A 17,378-nucleotide genomic window follows, 5' to 3' on the forward strand; every position below is an offset into this window, starting at 1 on the left:
TTCGATATCAAAAAATCAGCCTTTCACGGCTTGGCCGCCTGCTGATACAACGGCATGACCCGTTCCGAAATCGCCTGCAAATCCGCAATACGGGTCGAAGAAGCCGGGTGGGTAGACAGGAATTCCGGCTGGCTTCTGCCCTGCTCCAAGGCACCCATCTTCTGCCACAAGGTCACCGCGGCACGCGGGTCGTAGCCTGCACGCGCAGCCAGCTCAACACCAATCAAATCCGCCTCGGACTCATGGGTGCGGCTATTGGGCAGCTCAAACATCACTTCGCTCAGCGTACCGCCCAGATCATTCACAGCTTGCACGCCGGTCAGGGCGGACAAAACAGTCAAGCCGAAAGACGTCGCCATTTTCTGGGAAACCTGCTCACGCGAGTGCTCGCGCAAGGCGTGGGCCATTTCATGGCCAATCACGGCAGCCAGTTCTGCATCAGTCGGCTGAATCCGTTTGATCAAGCCACTGTAAACCGCCATCTTGCCACCTGGCATGCACCAGGCATTGACTTCGTCCTGATTGATGACGTGAACTTCCCAGTTCCAGGAGCGGGCGTCGGCCCGGAAAACACCCACTTGCTCAATCAAGCGTTGTGCAATGGTTTTAACCCGACGAGTCTGGGCCGCATCCGTATCCAGCGCTTTTTGCTGACGCGCCTGAGACAGCACCTGAGCATAGTTCTGAGCGGCCGCCTGATTCAGCTCGGCCTCGGACACCAGATTGGAAATGAATTGTTTGCGCTCAACCCCCACCGACCCGCTTTCTGTCGTCTGTACCGTGGCACAGCCCGTCATGGCCAGGATTGAAACCACCGCCAAAAAGCGTTTTCCTTTCGCAATACCTTTCATGCTCAGCTCCAAGAAACAAACCTGACAAGAAAATGAAGTGCTAGGGTCGTCCTGCGCAAACCCTCACATTCAGACACCGCACTGCGAGCGATGACGCAGACAATGATCCATCAGCACAATCGCCAGCAAGGCTTCGGCAATCGGCGTGGCACGAATGCCCACACAAGGATCGTGACGGCCCAGGGTCTGGACTTCAACCGCTTCACCGGCACGATTCACGGAAGGACGCATGGTACGGATACTGGCGGTAGGCTTGATCGCCAGGGAAACCGTCACGGCCTGCCCGGAGGAAATGCCACCCAGCACGCCACCAGCCTGATTGGTCTTGAAACCATCCGGGTACAGCGCATCACCGTGCTCCGAGCCTTTTTGCGTAATGCAGTCAAAGCCAGCGCCAATCGACACACCCTTAACGGCATTCAACCCCATCATGGCGTGGGCGATATCGGCATCCAGACGATCGTAAATAGGCTCGCCCCAACCGGCAGGCACGCCTTCGGCCACGACTTCAATGCGGGCACCAATAGATTCACCTTCTTTACGCAGCTCATCCATATAGGCTTCCAGCTGTGGCACTACGTCCAGATCCGGCGCGTAAAAGGGGTTTTGCTCGACCACATCCCAGCTTTTGAAAGGAATGGCGATGGGGCCCAGCTGGCTCATATAGCCGCGAATCTTCACGCCGAAGTGTTCGGCCAGCCATTTCTTGGCAATCGCACCGGCCGCCACGGTAGGCGCGGTCAGGCGAGCCGAAGAACGGCCACCGCCACGCGGGTCGCGGTTCTCGAATTTCTTCCAGTAGGTGTAGTCGGCATGACCAGGGCGGAAGGTGTCCAGCAGATTGCCGTAATCCTTGCTGCGCGCATCGGAGTTGCGAATCAGCAGGCTAATGGGCGTGCCGGTTGTACGGCCTTCATAAATGCCGGACAGGATTTCCACCTGATCGGGCTCACGGCGCTGAGTCACGTGGCGCGACGTGCCAGGACGGCGGCGATCCAGTTCAAACTGAATATCCTGTTCAGACAGCTCCAGGCCCGGAGGGCAGCCGTCGATCACTGCGCCAATCGCTGGACCATGAGATTCGCCGTAATTCGTGACGCGGAAGCTTTTACCTAGAGTATTGCCGGACATAGAGAGAGTGAACGCAAAGAAATGAGGAAAAATAAAAGACAGGCACGATTATGGCATTGTTCCCGAATCCGGACATGCCCTGGACCGTGCCTGGTCTTTTAGGAAGAGCAACTGACTGCCAGCTCCGCACTGCCTTCAGGCGGCGGCATGGCATAGGCCTCAAAACCGGCCCGCTCGGTGTAAGGGTCGCGCAGCAACATCAGCAAAGTGTCGATTTCGCTGTCGTCGTCCTTGGCAGCGGCCTGAATGGCCTGCTCGGCCAAGTGGTTACGCAAGACGTACAAGGGATTGACGCGATTCATGGCCTCGCGCTGCTCTGGCGTGTCGGAACCGTCCAGTGTCAGACGCTGGCTATAGGCTTGCCACCAGGCCTGGGCCTGATCTTCGGAGCCTTCAAACAGACTCAAGAAAGCCTCGGGCGCCTTGCTGGCCTGGGCCAGAGCACGGAAGGACAAGGTGAAATCCGCCCCGCTGTTGTGCAGTAAACGCCACCAGTCATCGACCAGTTGTGCATCATCCGCCTGCCAGGTACGCAGGCCGAACTTGGCCTGCAAATTGGCGTGATAGCGGTTCAGGAAACTGGCTTCAAAAGTTTGCAAACGTTCTTTTACCGCATCCACATCCGGATCAAGCACCATCAAGGCGCTGGCAAGGCGGTACAAGTTCCAATGCACTATCGCAGGCTGTGCATTCCAGGCGTAACGACCTTGATTGTCGCTGTGATTACAGACGTGATTCACTCGGAATCGGTCCATGAAGCCGTAAGGGCCGTAATCAATGGTCAGGCCCAGAATGGACATATTGTCGGTATTCATGACGCCGTGGCAAAAACCTACGGTTTGCCAGTCGGCCACCATTTCGGCACTGCGGTGGGTGACTTCCTGCAAGAAGCGGCAGACGCGCTCCTGCTCCGAATCGCCTTCAACCAACAGTTCCGAGTAGAACTCACGCAGCACATAATCGAGCAGTTCACGCACACGCGTGGGGTCGTTGGCCCAATGCTCAAAGGACCCAAAACGTACAAAGCTGGGGGCCACACGTGTCACAATCGCGCCCGTTTCCACCGTTTCCCGGTACACAGGCGTATCTGAAGTCACCAACGCCAAAGCCCGGCTGGTGGCAATGCCCAAACCGGCCATGGCTTCACTGGCCAGATATTCACGCACACTGGAGCGCAGCACGGCGCGGCCATCACCCATACGGGAATACGGCGTTTTACCAGCGCCCTTCAACTGCAATTCCTGCGGACCCGTGGGGGTGTCGATTTGCCCCAGCAAATGCGCACGGCCATCGCCCAACTGTCCTGCCCAGACACCGAACTGGTGACCGCTATAGACAGCCGACACTGTCAGGCCACCCGGCAAGGGGGCTTGGCCGCTGACCACATCCAGAAATTCCTGCTCACCCAAACGGGAGACATCCAGGCCCAGTTGCGCCGCCAACTCCTTATTGACGTGCAGCAGGCGGGAATTGGCCAGGGGTTGTGGCGGAACCGCCGTATGGAAAGCCGACGGCAGATCCGCAAAATGATGACTGATGGCCAGGCCATCGAACAAGCTGGACATACAGACCCCCTTAGGCCGATTTGGCGGCTTTTGCAGCCTCGGCTTTTTCGGCCTTGATGCGCTGCTTGGCTGCTTTCTTGGCAGGCCAGAGATAGAAAATGGCGCAGAAATAATAAATCAGGGACAGGACAATTTCTGCAATCGCCCAGGGCATGACTTCTGCCACCGGGTCCGACCAGGCACGCATGACCCCTTCTGCGAAATACAGCAGAATCATCATGGACGTCCATTGCAGGGTATATAAATTGCCCTTGAGCACGCTGCGCAGCGGCAGCACCAAAGGAATCACTTTCAGCACCAGCCAGGAGCCGCCGGGTTTCAAGGGCGCAAAATGAAGCTCCCAGGCCAGGCACAAAGCAATCAAGGCGACCAAAGCCAGGGCCGCCACTCGATGAAGTATGGGGTTTAAAGGTTCATGCATGCTGTTATTATCACCTGAACCCTGTCGAAAAGCAGCGTCCGCCGCATCAAACCGCTATGAAAAACGACGAGAACTTCCCTATGCCCTCTGAGCAAGCTGAACAAACAGACTTGAACCCAGACAACACCGATCCTGTCTCCCCGCAGGAGCCCTCGCCTGCCCCCACTGCCAAGCATCACTTTTTAAGTGTGGCGCGCTTTGCCATCAAGCGGGTGGCTGAAAAAGATCTGATGAAGGTGGCCTCCAGCCTGACCTACACCACGATCCTGGCCATTGTGCCCATGCTGACAGTGGTGCTGGCGCTGTTCACCGCTTTCCCGCTGTTTCAGGAATTTGAACACGCTCTGGAAGGTTTTTTGACCCGTAATCTGATGCCCGAAGTGGTGTCGGAAAACATCATGCTGTACCTGAACCAGTTTGCCTCCAAGGCCTCCGGCCTGACAGCAGTGGGCAGCTTGTTCCTGATTGTCACGTCCATCATGCTGATCATGACCATTGACGAGACCTTCAACAATATTTTCCAGGTACACGTGCAACGCCCCTTGGGGCAACGCCTGCTGGTGTACTGGGCCATTATTTCGCTGGGCCCGATTCTGACCGGTGCCAGCTTGTGGGCCACCACCATTCTGGCACGGGAGTCCATGGGCTATATCGGTGACTTGTCCGGCATTGTGTCCTTCGCCCTGGCCTATGTACCGTTTGTCTTTACCGCCCTGGGGCTGACGGCGCTGTTCATGTATGTGCCCAACCGCCGCGTCTGGTGGCGCGATGCCCTGATTGGTGGTGTTGTCACAGCCGCCTTGCTGGAGCTGATGAAAGCCGGTTTCGCCTTCTACCTGACGCGCTTTCCCACCTACACGATTATCTACGGTGCCTTTGCCATCCTGCCGATCTTCCTGCTGTGGATTTACATCTCCTGGCTGATCGTCCTGCTGGGCGCCTCCATGGTGGCGATTCTGCCCGACTGGCGTGGCCGCAACTGGGTCAAGACCAATGTGCCCGGCATCGCCTTTACCGATGCCGTGAACCTGCTCTATCAGCTGTGGCTGAACCGTCAGAACCAGCAGGGACTTAGCGTGCGTGAACTCAGCCACAAGCTGGAACGCGACCCGGACGAGCTGTACGGCATTTTATGCAAGCTCAAGTCCATGGGGCTGATTGCTGATACCCAGCAAGACAATGACGAACAATGGGTGCTCAGTTGTGATTTGCGTCAGGTCAGCCTGAAACAACTTACCCAGGCATTTCTGCTGGACCGCGCCCATACCCACGAGGGTCCGCTAGAATATGTACTCAATTATCTTTCTCAGTTTTTCGATCAGCGACTATCCAATCTGGAAGAACTGTTTGAGTCGCCACAAGGCATTCTGACAGGACAACCAGCCATACTAAACGCCGATCCCGGTCAGGAGACCCAGTATGCTAAAAGTCAGTGAAATCCTGCGTGTCAAGGGAGACACGCTTTATACAGGCACCCCCGAAATGACCGTTGAAAAAGCGGTACAGAGCATGAGCGAGCTGGATATTGGTTCGCTGGTGATCATGGAGCATGGTCAGTTGGTGGGTATGTTGACCTTTCGCGAGATCATTCGCCACTGGCACGCCCAGGGTAATAAAGCCCAGGGCTTTACCGTGCGCAGCATCATGGATGACGCCCCAGTCAGCGTCACTCCCAACACCAGCGCCGACGAAGTACAACGCCTGATGCTGAACAACCACGCACGCTACATGCCCGTGATGGACGGTCCGGTGCTGATGGGGGTTATTTCCTTCTTTGACATGGCGCGCGCCATTGTTCACGCCCAGCAGTTCGAGAACAATATGCTCAAAGCCTATATCCGCGACTGGCCTACCGATTCCGAGCAAGCCAGCGCTTCCTAAGACGCTGTTTCAGCCAGCCTTTACTGGCGGCTTTGCAATTCTTCCCAGGCCTGCGCAAGCAGGCCTGGATCGTTTTTGGCCAGCCAATTGTGATCCGACAAGGTACGACGCCACTGACGTGCGCCCTTCTTGCCGTGCGGCCAGCCCAACATGCTCTTGATCACAATACGCAGCGGCACACCGGCCTGCACATGAGGGCGGGCGTAGGCAATCATCTGTTCGACGACCGCGTCTTCATCCAGCAACACATCCTCGGGCCACAGGCGGCGGTGAATATCGCTCAAGACCGCCGGGGTATGCCAGGCGGCACGACCGAGCATTACGCCATCAAACTGCTCTTCCAGCTCGACAGCCTGATCGGTCTCGTGAATGCCGCCATTCAAAATGAACAGTGCTTCGGGGAAATCCTTTTTCAACTGCATGGCCATGTCATAGCGCAAAGGCGGGATCTCCCGGTTGTCCTTGGGCGACAAGCCTTTCAAGACTGCATTGCGAGCATGAACGGTAAAAACACGGCACCCGGACTCGAACAGAAGTCCCACAAAATCCCGCACAAAATCATAGGACTCGTTGTAATCCAGCCCCAGCCTGTGCTTGACAGTAACAGGTACAGAAACCGCATCCTGCATGGCCTTGACGCAGTCGGCCACCAATTGCGGCTCATTCATCAAACAGGCACCGAAAGCACCTTTTTGTACCCGCTCCGAGGGGCAGCCACAGTTCAGATTAATTTCGTCGTAGCCCCACTTTTCACCGGCCAGAGCGCTGGTGACCAAGGCATCCCGGTCACTGCCACCCAGTTGCAAGGCCACCGGATGCTCTGCCTGATCAAAATCCAGATGACGTGCCTGATCACCGTGCGTCAATGCGCCCGTGGTGATCATTTCAGTAAACAGCAAGGCGCGCGGCGCCAACAGACGATGAAAAAAGCGGCTGTGGCGGTCAGTCACGTCAATCATGGGCGCCACACTCAAACGCCACATCTGGCTGTCCGGCATCACAAAAGTAGTCATAAACAGGGAGCAAATCGCCTGATCGCAGGCTTGGTGAGAAAGGGAAAACACCCATTTTAATGGTTTCAGCCGACCACAGGATGAAGATAAAGCGCGGTAAATCCCCACAAGGCTCCAAAAAGCGGGCGCACTGGTCTAAAATCGGCCGTTTGACATACTTGCGCGCCTGATAGTGCGCCAACAACCGGATCCTCACTGAAAGCATGGCTGTTTTTACTTCTGTCAGCGAACTTGACGCCCGCGAACTGCTGGAACAATACACAATTGGCGAATTTGTTTCCTTACGTGGCATTACCGCCGGCATTGAAAACACCAATTACTTTCTGAGCACCACCCAGGGCGAGTACGTTCTGACTTTGTTTGAAGTCCTGACGCTGGAGCAACTGCCCTTCTACATCGAGCTGATGCACCACTTGGCCGCCAAAGGCGTGCCGGTGCCCGAGCCCATGACCCGTCGCGATGGCAAGCGCATCTGTGTCATGCACGGCAAGCCTTGCTCGATCGTGACGCGCCTGCGTGGTGGTTACGAGCCCGAGCCTACGGTTGAACACTGTCGCCAGATCGCCCGCACGCAAGCCCAGGCCCACTTGGCTGCCCAGGATTTCCCCCTGGAGCAACCCAATCTGCGTGGCCTGAGCTGGTGGCAAGCTACGGTTCCCCAGGTTCTGCCTTTCCTGGACGAAAGCCAGTCCGAGCTGATCCAGACCGTTCTGCAAGAACAAAGCAGCTTTGCCGACAGCGACACCTATCGCTCCTTGCCTCAAGGCCCAGCCCACTGCGACCTGTTCCGCGACAACGTGCTGTTTGCCGGCACCTCCGAAGCGCCCCAGATGGGCGGCATCATCGACTTTTACTTTGCCGGTTGCGACACCTGGCTGTTTGACGTGGCCGTGGCCGTGAACGACTGGTGCATTGACCGTCTGAGCGGTGCCCTGAACCTGGAAAAAGCCCAGGCCTGGCTGGAATCCTACGCCCAGGTGCGCCCATTTACCGAAGCCGAACACAGCGCCTGGCCTATACTGATCCAGGCCGCCGCGCTGCGCTTCTGGATCTCGCGCCTGTACGATTTTTATCTGCCCCGCCCCGCTCAAACCCTCAAGCCGCACGACCCACGGCACTTTGAGCGTGTGCTGCGCCAGCGTCGCGACCATGCTGTACCGGCGCTCCCTCGATAAATACGGATACTGATATGCAAGCTGCCAAGCTCCCCTTTCTTTACGGGTGGTACTGGATTCAGGAAGGATTGCGCTTGTTCAAGCTGCAACCGGCTGCTCTGTTCTTCTGGAGCCTGATCACCTCCATCCTGATCAACCTGAGCAATATTTTCCCCATCGTGGGCCAGATGGTGCTGATCGTGCTGGTCCCGACCATGACCTTCATCATCCAGAATGCCTGTCGTCGCATCCATGAGGGCGAAGTCATTCGCCTGGGCATGTGGACCGAGCCCTTGAAGCCCGCCCCGGTGCGCAACCGCCTGATCAAGCTAGGCTTTGTTTACCTGCTGGCCTGCCTGGTCGTGGGCTTTCTGGCGACCTTCCCGTTTGTGAATGAACTGTCGCAATTGATGGACAACAGCAATGCCACCCCACAAGCCATCATGGCGGCATTTCGCAAACCCATTATTTTGTTCTTCGTGCTGTACCTGGGCCTGTCCGCCCTGTTCTGGCACGCCCCCGCCCTGGTAGGCTGGCACGCCATCCCGGTAAAGCAAGCCCTGTTCTTTTCCATGATTGCTTGCTGGCGCAACAAGGCCGCCTTCCTGCTTTACGGCCTGTGCTGGGCGGCTGCCTTCTTCGCCATCCAGACCCTGGGCGAATTGCTGCTGGGTGCAGGTTTAAGCCCAGGCACGGCCACCATGGTGCTGACGCCCATCAATCTGGCGATGGCCGCTATCCTGTACGCCAGCTTCTACCCGGCTTACCGCAGCGTGTTTGGTGATCCGATGCGCGATCCACAAGCCGTCTGACACGCCTGCTCATCGGCGTACCAGGCTCCTCCCAAGGCACGATACAGGCCCACCGCTGCCAACAAGCGGTCGGCCTGGCGCTGTACAACAGCATCCTGTGCGGCGTAAAGCGAACGCTGCGTATCCAGCAGAACCAGCACCGTATCTACCCCCTCGCGGTAACGCGTTTGAGCCAGAGAAAAAGCGCGCTGGGCCTGGAACAGAACCTCTTGCTGTGCCTCCCATTGCTGCTGCGTCCCAGCAACCGCATCCAGCGACATTTGCACATCGGCAAAGCCGTGAAGAATGGCCTGACGATAATGGGCAAGCAGTGCCCGACGCTGCGCTTGCGCAGCCTCATGCCCTGCAGCCAGACGCCCTGCGTTAAAAATTGGTGCCAGCAGACCGCCCGCCACTGAATAGACCGGATTATCAAGCACCTGCGAGAGTCGCCCGTCCGCGCCCCCTACTGTGGCTGAAAGCCTCAAGCTGGGAAACATGGCCGCGCGAGCAGCCGCCACATCGCCATCAGCCGCGCTGAGTCTGGCTTCCGCCGCCTGTATATCAGGACGTTGCACCAGCAAATCAGAAGGCAGCCCCGTATCCAGTGCCGGTATCTTCAAGCTCGCCAAATCCATGGTGACAAAATCCGGCTGCGTAGTTTGCCCCAACCACAGCGCAAGCAAGGCTTCCGCCTGCGCGGCCTGCTGACGCAGCAAGGCAATGCGTGCAGCTTGCCTGGCGAGCAGGGTTTTCTGTTGCGCCAAAGCCAGTAGCGACTCTGAGCCGGCTTGCACACGGGTACCTACCAATGCCGCCAAGCGCTGTGCGCTGTCCAGATCGGACTCGGCAATTGTCAGCCGTTGGCGCAGGTCGTACAGGCGTATCCACGCCGCCGCCGTCTCGGCGCTAACTGTCAGTGCGACGGTATGTGCATCCCACTCACTGGCCACGGCATTGAATACGGCTGACTCGCGCTCTGCGCTCAAGCGCCCCCAAAGATCAAGCTCATAACTGGCCGTCAGACCCAGTGCAAACCTGGACCCAGCCGTATCCGCATGCCCAGCCAGGCGCTCTTGCCGGGATACGTTCAAGTCGGCAGAAACTTCCGGCCCACGCGAGGCTCCGACCATGCGAGCCATCGCCCAGGCTTGCTCCAACCGGGCAACGGAAGCAGCCACATCCTGGTTATTCACCAGGGCCCGATTCACCACCGCTGTCAGCTCCTGACTCCCAAACTGCGCCCACCAGTCCCTGGAAAGTGCCTCGCCTGCTTTATCCTGCTGCAAGGGCAGACGATGCCACTGCTCAGGCAAGGCAGTTTGAACATCGTCAGGAGTCTGCTGAACCGCACAACCCGCCAACAGAGCAGCCACGAGCAGCGGATACAAAGAAAAACGACGCATCTTACTCCCCCGCCAACGCCACGACCGGATCAAGCTTTGCCGCCTGACGCGCGGGCATGATGCCAAACACCACGCCCGTCCCCAGCGCACACAAGAAGGCCACCAACATGGCCCGTACCGAGAAGATCACTGGCACGCCCCACAACATCAGCAAAGCACCGATAGCCAGTCCAATCACCACCCCGGCCACACCACCCGTGAAAGACACAACCACCGCCTCGCTCAGAAACTGTCGGCGGATGTCGCGCTGACGCGCGCCGGTGGCCATGCGAATACCGATTTCCCGAGTACGTTCCTTGACGGACATCAGCATGATATTCATTACGCCCAGCCCGCCGACCACCAGAGAGATACCGGCGATCAGCGCCAGCAGCAGCGTTTGCTGGCGCAGGACTTCTTTCCTGCCCTGCACCACGGCAGCACTGTTGCTCACCCTGAAATCACTCGCCCGCCGGGTTTCACGTAGTACCTGTTCGATGTCCGTCACCGTCTGATCCAATGCGTCCAGGTCATGGACCACGACCGAGACAAAGCTCAATTGAGGTTTGCCAAAAATACGTTGGCTGGAGGTTGAGTAAGGAATCAGCACCAGCTCATCATCATGACTGCTGCCACTGATCAAGCCCTTCTCCTCCAGCTCCCCAACGACCCGCAACGGTGTGTTGTTAAGCAGCAAATATTGGCCAATCACTTCCTGGGCAGGCGTATCAGGGAACAATCGTTCCCTAGCCTCTTTTCCCAGAACAATCACGGGCGCCAAGGCTTCGTCATCCTCGGGTGTAAAGAACATCCCATGACGCACATTCCAGTTCAGGACCGCAGGTGCATCCGATGTCACGCTCCAGACTTCGGTGGCAAAGGTCTGTGAACCTGCCCGCAACAAGGCAGACTCGGCCAGATACGGCATCGCAATACGTACATTGGGAACCTGCGCCAACACCTTGGCATCCCGTTCGTAAAACTCCCCCCGCATTCCGGTCGCAGCATCCACATCCGGGCGAACATACATGCGATGCGTCCCCCACAAAGCGATCTGTTGCAGCAACTTTTCGTTATTCCCCTGACCGACTGCGACCAACACAATCACCGAGGTCACGCCAATCACAAAGCTCAGCAAAGTCAGGAAAGTACGAAAGCGGCTGACCCAAAGAGCACGCCAGGCGCTGGACAAGAGCGTGCCAATATCTTGCAGCCAGGACGCGGATGAGGCTTGCGAGTCTGTGCCGACACGATCCAACAAGGTATGGGACGGAAAACCGGCCTTGTCGACCGGCATGGGACTATCTTTGCTGCCTTCACTTGCCACAGCCAGACTGTCCTGCCCGCCCGGCTGGACTCTATCCTCGACAATTTCCCCATCACTAATACGCACGATGCGTCGCGCCTGCGCTGCCACCTTGTCATCGTGGGTAATCAGAATCACGGTGTGGCCTGCGTCGGATAGCTCATTGAGCAAAGCCATTACCTGCGCGCCACTGCGGCTATCAAGCGCCCCCGTAGGTTCATCGGCCAGGATGACCTGACCGCCATTCATCAAGGCGCGCACAATCGACAAGCGCTGCTGCTGACCACCCGAAAGCTGTTGAGGGCGGTACGTCGTCTTGTCGGCCAAGCCCAGGCGTGCCAGCAGGCCGGTTGCCCGCTCTTCACGCCTTTGCACTGGCATGCCTGCATAGACCGCAGGCATTTGCACGTTATGCAAGACATTCAGGGTAGGAATCAGGTGATAGCCCTGGAACACAAAACCAAAAGCCTCGCGACGCAATCCAGCCAGCTCATCACCGGACATCTGCGCCACGTCGCGGCCCAGGAAACGGTAGCTGCCTGATGTAGGCCTATCCAGGCACCCCAGGATATGCATCAGGGTGGACTTGCCCGACCCCGACGCACCCACAATCGCCACGAACTCTCCGGCCTGTATGTTCAGCGAAAGCCCATGCAGAACTTCCACCGCAGGAGCCCCATCCCGGCCACCGTATTGCTTGCGGATATCAGTCAGTTCAATCAGCGCAGGTCGCGGCTGAATCTCGTTCACCATCGCAACCTCTTGGCACCGCTTTCTTCGCTTAAACGCATGACCAGCGCCTCGCCTTCCTCCAGGCCGGACACAACTTCAACGTGCAAACGGTCCTTCATGCCGATTTTGATTGAACGAGTCTCCAGACTCTCATTACCGGTCCAGACGCGGGCAGTAAAGACATCCTGATCCGGCGTGGCCTGCATCCCGGCCAAAGGTGCCAGCAAGACATTCTGGGCACTGGCCTCCACAAAGAAAACGCGGGCGCTCATCTGCGGCATCAGGCTACCGTCCGTATTTTCCACATCGAACAAAGCGGTGTAGCTGACAGCCTTGCTGCCAGAGGAAGAATCCACACCACCCTCGCCGCTTTTAACAGGCGGTGCAGGCAGCACCTGCCGCAAGCGACTTTCCCACCGGCGCGACTCCCCCTTGCCATCCAGCAAGCCCAAGGTCGTGAAATACACCGGCATACCCGGCTTCACCCGCCCCACATCCGCCTCGGACACTTCTGTCCAGACCGTCATGCTTGTCAGATCAGCCAGACGCAGCAAATTTGGTGTCTGGTAAGTGGCGTTCAGCGTCTGGCCTTCACGCGCTTCCAGCGTAATGATGGTGCCGTCCATCGGGGCATAAATGCGGGTATAGCCCAGCAAGGCCTCGTTACCCTCCAGCGTGGACTGCGCGCCCGCAATTTGCGCCGTCAGGCTGCTGACCCGCGCCTGCGTAATCCGCACATGCGCCTGCGCATCTTGCAGCAATTCAATACTGGTCGCTTCATTCCGGTGCAAACGCTGCTGGCGGGTCGCCTTGAGTTTGGCCAGTTCCAGCTGGGCCTGCTGCTCGGCCAATTGGGCGCGCAGGCTGTCCAAGGTAGCGCGGTTCGCATTGACCATAGCCAACTGCACCGCAGGATCGATCTCCACCAGCAGATCCCCTTTGACCACGGTATCGCCCACGTCCACGGCAATATGCTTGATCTGACCGGACACCTGCGCACCCACATCCACATATCGATGCGGTTGCAGGGTTCCCAAAGCCGAAACAGACAGCTCCAGACTGCCACGGCGCACTGGCTCGGTCTCAATAGCCAGATCGGTGCGCCACAAGGCTCGCCAAAACAACAGCACCAGCAAAGCCAGGGCAAGGACCGCCAGCAGGCGGCGCACCATGCGCCGGGAAGTTACAGCCATTTAACTCATGCTCCATCCAGGTTTCACACCAGGAAGCCAGCCAACGGTGGCGCTGTAGGCACCCGTCCAAAAAGGAAGATTGGCTGGCTTCTTGTCATTTCACAGTGCTTGCAAGTCGATACGAACCACTTGGTCCAGCACGGCCGGTTGCCCTTCCTCGGCAAATAGCTGCTTCACACTGACATACAAGCGCTGGCCATCCGGCGTTACCGCTACCGTATTAGGATGAGCTGGCAAAGCAATACTGTGTTTGATGGCGTAGCTGGTGGCGTCGATCACGCTGAGCGTGCCGCTATCGCGGCTGGCGACATACACTTCATTGCGGATCGGGTTGTAGCGTATCCCCACCGGAGTTTCTCCCGTCGGAATCGTGTGCAGAATCGAACCCGTCTTCATGTCAAACACCAAAGTGCCTTCGCCGTTATTCAGCTGATTGGCAAACAGTCGCTCGCTCTTGCTATCCAGCGCGGTATTCACCAGAAAGCGCCGTCTGGCATCGGAGGAATCTCGCTTCTCGGGAATGCGGTTTTCACTGATCTGTTCCCAGCTACGGGTATCAAACACGGCATAGGCCGCGGTGCCGCTGACCAGCAATTGATGATTTGCGGCATCCAGGGTCAGACCTGCGGTTGGCGCGTCAATGTCGCGAAGAATGCGCTCGGTGGCGAACTTCTTGCTGTCGATTACCCAGATAAAACCGCCGTCCGTCACACCGCTGACGATGACCTGGCCAGCATCTTCATCGACAACAATCTGACGCGTATGCACGGCCTTGCCTTTGGCATTGTTCACGCCATGATGCAGGGTGCCCTTGACCGTCCCGGTAGAGGCATCAATCGCTGAGACAGCGCCATCCAGCGTATGCCCTGCGTAAAGCGTATTGCTGCGTGTGTCCAGCGCCAGGGCAAATGGCTTGAGTGGTAAAGCTATGGTTTTCTGAACAGCCAGTGTCTTTGGGTCCAGTTGATAAATCGCACCGCCCCCTTTGCCGGAAAATTCCGCACTACTGGCGACGAACACAGCGTTGGAACCGGGGCTATAAACCAGCTCGTAAATTCCCTGCGCAATATCCTGACGCAAGACAGCGCCTGATACCGGAGCGGAGACAACAGAAGCGGCACCCGCCTGCTTTTCTGATGCTTGCGACGTGCAGCCCAGCAAAAACAAGGGGAGCAACGCAACCGATACGCAGCGCAGGCCATGCGCTACAAAAGTAGATTTCTTGGACATATAAATCCTTAAGAGGCAGCCCTGGCGTAAAACGCCAGGAAAACGAGGAAGACAAGGCTGACGTGCCGCTCATTCAAGGCGGCACAGAACAAGGTTCACTAATGATGAATATGGAATCTGCGGCGATTAATACTTCCAGCGCAGATTCAGCATGACGTTGCGCGGCGCACCGTAAAAGGTGCTGAACCCGGCGGAGCCGACCTGACGCAGATAGGTACGGTCGAACAGGTTGTCGACCAGCAGATCAACATTCCAGTGCGGATCAATCTGATAGCCAATTTTGGCGGCCACGGTGGCGTAGCCCCCTTGGGTATAGATGCCGTTATAGGTGTCACTTTGCACATTCAGCCCTGCCCCCACCGTCCAGCCTTGCAAGGCACCATCCAGCACCTTGTTGTTGAAACGATATTGGGTCCACAGCTTGAACATATGCACGGGCACGGCAGCATTGACCGGGGCACCCAAATTGGCCCGGTTAGTGTCTTTAACGATCTTCGAGCGATTCCAGGTGTAGCTGGCGCTGATATCCCACTCCGGCGTAGGGTTGCCGGTCACCTCCAGTTCTACACCCTTGCTTTCCACTTTGCCGGCGCTCTGATAGCAGGTGCCTGCCGCCGTGCCACCGCAACCAATATGCTCGTTATCGACCATGGAGCGGTTCTTGTCCTCCAGATAGAACAAGGCCAGGGTGGTTTTCAAGCGACCATCCATAAACTCGCCCTTCAGCCCTGTTTCGGCCTGCCAGCCCACACGTGGCTTGAGGATATTGCCCGAGTAATCAAAATTGGTTTGTGGCACGAAGGTATCCGCATAGCTGGCATACCAGGTCATATCAGGATGAAAATCCCATACCAGGCCACCGTAAGGGGTGAACTCATTGCTGGCTTTCGCATTGCTGCTGTTCCAACGGGTTTGCGAAGGCCATGTCGTGCGGCTCTTGCTGGAGTAATCCGTCCAGCGACCACCCAGAATCAGCCTGAAATCGTCCGTAAGACTAAACCGGGCGGCGGTATATACGCCCGACTGCTTGGTGACGGTCTGGCTACGGCTGGTGGGGGTGCCAAACTGATAACTGCCATGATCATCCAGCACGTAATGGGGTGCCGTCGCGGTATAAGCCTGAGCGGAGCGGTAATCACGTTCCGTGATGTTGTAGCCCAGGGTTAACTCATGCGTTTGCCCAAACAGATCAAAGGGACCCGTGGCACTGATGTCGCCGCCCTGATAGATACGGGACTCGTCCAGATAACCGGCATCGCCGCCCTTGGACAAGCCCGTCTTCTCATCAATCCGCGTATTGAAAAATGAGTAAGCCTCGGTATCCACTTTGCCGTAGTTGTAGGTCAACTTGGTTTCCCAGCCATTATCAAAACGGTGGGTCAGATCGGCAGACAGCTCCGGGCTCTTGCGGGTCGAAGGCTGATCCGAGCCTACATAAGCATCACGGCCAGGCAGCTCATCATTCATGTATCGCGGCAAGCCCCAATTCACGATGTTTTTCTGATAGCCATAGGTTCCCGTCAGGCCAAACGTCGTGCTGGGGGTCAGATCATATTCAATGGCCCCGTAAATCAGGGTGTAGCGGTTGAACCAGGTTTCGTAGAAGGTTTTCTTGTCGTCATGAGACAAGACCCCACGCGCACGCAGTCGCCCGTCTTCAGTCAAAGGAGCGCTGACATCCAGATCCACTCCCCCATGTTGCCAGGACCCGGCACGCAGTGCGCCCGACAGGCCAAACTCTTTAAGCGGCCGTTTACGAACATAATTGACCGTACCTCCGGGCTCGCCGGTGCCCGACAGCAAGGCAGAAGGTCCACGCAGCACTTCGATGCGATCATATTGCGCGATCGTGTTATTGCCCGTGCCACCTGTATAGCTGCTTTGTATAGGTACGCCATCCGCCTGGATGTTGGCGGAAAAACCGCGAATGCTGGGAGATTCCTGGCCTTCATAGCCTGACAGCGTCACCCCTGTCACTTGCCGCAGTGCATCAGCCGAGGTTGTCCAGCCCCTGTCTTCAATCTGCTGACGAGTCATCACCGACACAGACTGGGGAATTTCTCTCAAGGAGGTCACACCTCTGAACAGAGTGACGGAGTCAGCGGCATAAGAGCCACTGCCTTCTGTCGTCGCCCCCGAGTTGCCGACCACGGTCACAGGCGCTAATTCCGTGACCTCGGACAAGCGGGACAACATGACATTTTTGCCCTCCCGACGATATTGCACCGAGGTCCCTTGCAGCAGGCGCTGCAGCGCTTGCTCCGGTGCCATCGTGCCCTGTACCGCAGGGGCCTGAATACCAGCCACCACTTGCGGGGTATAGAAAAACTGCAAATCGGTCTGCCGTCCCAACTGAATCAGCGAGTCGTCCAGCGACTGCGCAGGCAGCTTGATTTGTACAGCCACCTCCTGTGCCTGCACATTCACGGGCATGCTCAAGGAAAGCGCTCCCAGCACGGCCATCGCCGTCAGGTTGATGCACAAGGCAGAGCGTGAAGCCAGCCGTCTGCTGGTGGAGCGGAATGGACGGTTGCCCATGATTCGGTTCATCCTTCAAGAAAAAAGACTGCTGGGGCGTGTCGAAGCCTGTTGCCAAAGCTAGATTGCATGAATACGGAGAGTGCCCGTCCGAGACGCGGCACCTTCATGAGTAAAGCGCTTTGCCACCCCCTCCTCCTGAATGGAAACCTGAATCTAAATTGAAACTATTTGCAACTACAAAAAA

At 57.4% G+C, this 17,378-nt stretch carries 14 protein-coding genes; 4 read left to right on the forward strand and 10 right to left on the reverse strand.

Translation table 11 applies throughout. The annotated features are described in order from the left end of the window. Positions 1-23: 23 nt before the first annotated feature. The 4 genes from DUD43_RS11015 to DUD43_RS11030 form a co-directional block, all read right to left on the reverse strand. Entirely contained in the window at positions 24-851 is an 828-nt protein-coding gene (locus DUD43_RS11015; RefSeq protein WP_109088441.1) for a M48 family metallopeptidase, read from the reverse strand. Positions 852-920: 69 nt separating this feature from the next. Then, a complete protein-coding gene (gene aroC, locus DUD43_RS11020; RefSeq protein ID WP_045929988.1) occupies positions 921-1,982 on the reverse strand; it encodes a chorismate synthase in 1,062 nt (353 codons plus the stop codon). Between the two features lie 98 nt (positions 1,983-2,080). Next, the gene (locus tag DUD43_RS11025; protein WP_153230327.1) at positions 2,081-3,547 is read right to left on the reverse strand and encodes a protein adenylyltransferase SelO; all 1,467 of its coding nucleotides are present in this window, start codon (positions 3,545-3,547) and stop codon (positions 2,081-2,083) included. A 10-nt stretch (positions 3,548-3,557) separates the two neighbouring features. Next, positions 3,558-3,968 (reverse strand): DUF2069 domain-containing protein, encoded by a 411-nt coding sequence (locus DUD43_RS11030; protein ID WP_153230328.1) that lies wholly within the window; start codon positions 3,966-3,968, stop codon positions 3,558-3,560. An 80-nt stretch (positions 3,969-4,048) separates the two neighbouring features. Between DUD43_RS11030 and DUD43_RS11035 the strand changes: the two genes are divergently transcribed. Together DUD43_RS11035 and DUD43_RS11040 are read left to right on the forward strand one after the other, a co-directional pair. Further along, positions 4,049-5,404, forward strand: a complete 1,356-nt coding sequence (locus DUD43_RS11035; protein WP_228125769.1) for a YihY family inner membrane protein — start codon at positions 4,049-4,051, stop codon at positions 5,402-5,404. After that, entirely contained in the window at positions 5,388-5,849 is a 462-nt protein-coding gene (locus DUD43_RS11040; RefSeq protein ID WP_153230330.1) for a CBS domain-containing protein, read from the forward strand. The genes DUD43_RS11035 and DUD43_RS11040 overlap by 17 nt, the downstream gene beginning before the upstream one ends. A gap of 20 nt (positions 5,850-5,869) precedes the next feature. Here the strand turns inward: DUD43_RS11040 and dusA are convergent, their stop codons facing one another. Then, a complete protein-coding gene (gene dusA, locus DUD43_RS11045; RefSeq protein WP_228125770.1) occupies positions 5,870-6,862 on the reverse strand; it encodes a tRNA dihydrouridine(20/20a) synthase DusA in 993 nt (330 codons plus the stop codon). Between the two features lie 203 nt (positions 6,863-7,065). On the opposite strand from dusA, the gene DUD43_RS11050 reads away from it, so the two are divergent. Together DUD43_RS11050 and DUD43_RS11055 are read left to right on the forward strand one after the other, a co-directional pair. Continuing rightward, the gene (locus DUD43_RS11050; protein ID WP_153230331.1) at positions 7,066-8,037 is read left to right on the forward strand and encodes a homoserine kinase; all 972 of its coding nucleotides are present in this window, start codon (positions 7,066-7,068) and stop codon (positions 8,035-8,037) included. A 14-nt stretch (positions 8,038-8,051) separates the two neighbouring features. Then, the gene (locus tag DUD43_RS11055; RefSeq protein ID WP_153230332.1) at positions 8,052-8,828 is read left to right on the forward strand and encodes a BPSS1780 family membrane protein; all 777 of its coding nucleotides are present in this window, start codon (positions 8,052-8,054) and stop codon (positions 8,826-8,828) included. On the opposite strand, the gene DUD43_RS11060 is transcribed toward DUD43_RS11055, so the two are convergent. From DUD43_RS11060 to DUD43_RS11080, 5 genes are all read right to left on the reverse strand, one after another. Continuing rightward, the gene (locus DUD43_RS11060; RefSeq protein ID WP_153230333.1) at positions 8,780-10,213 is read right to left on the reverse strand and encodes an efflux transporter outer membrane subunit; all 1,434 of its coding nucleotides are present in this window, start codon (positions 10,211-10,213) and stop codon (positions 8,780-8,782) included. The two genes, DUD43_RS11055 and DUD43_RS11060, sit on opposite strands and share 49 nt — an antisense overlap. A gap of 1 nt (position 10,214) precedes the next feature. Beyond that, entirely contained in the window at positions 10,215-12,251 is a 2,037-nt protein-coding gene (locus DUD43_RS11065) for an ABC transporter permease (protein ID WP_153230334.1), read from the reverse strand. Next, entirely contained in the window at positions 12,245-13,423 is a 1,179-nt protein-coding gene (locus tag DUD43_RS11070) for an efflux RND transporter periplasmic adaptor subunit (RefSeq protein ID WP_228125771.1), read from the reverse strand. The genes DUD43_RS11065 and DUD43_RS11070 overlap by 7 nt, the downstream gene beginning before the upstream one ends. A 99-nt stretch (positions 13,424-13,522) precedes the next feature. Further along, entirely contained in the window at positions 13,523-14,653 is a 1,131-nt protein-coding gene (locus DUD43_RS11075; RefSeq protein WP_153230335.1) for a YncE family protein, read from the reverse strand. Positions 14,654-14,779: 126 nt separating this feature from the next. After that, positions 14,780-17,191, reverse strand: a complete 2,412-nt coding sequence (locus DUD43_RS11080; RefSeq protein ID WP_194273381.1) for a TonB-dependent siderophore receptor — start codon at positions 17,189-17,191, stop codon at positions 14,780-14,782. Positions 17,192-17,378: the final 187 nt, after the last annotated feature.

The organism is Alcaligenes faecalis, from assembly GCF_009497775.1.
Classification (GTDB): domain Bacteria; phylum Pseudomonadota; class Gammaproteobacteria; order Burkholderiales; family Burkholderiaceae_B; genus Alcaligenes; species Alcaligenes faecalis_D.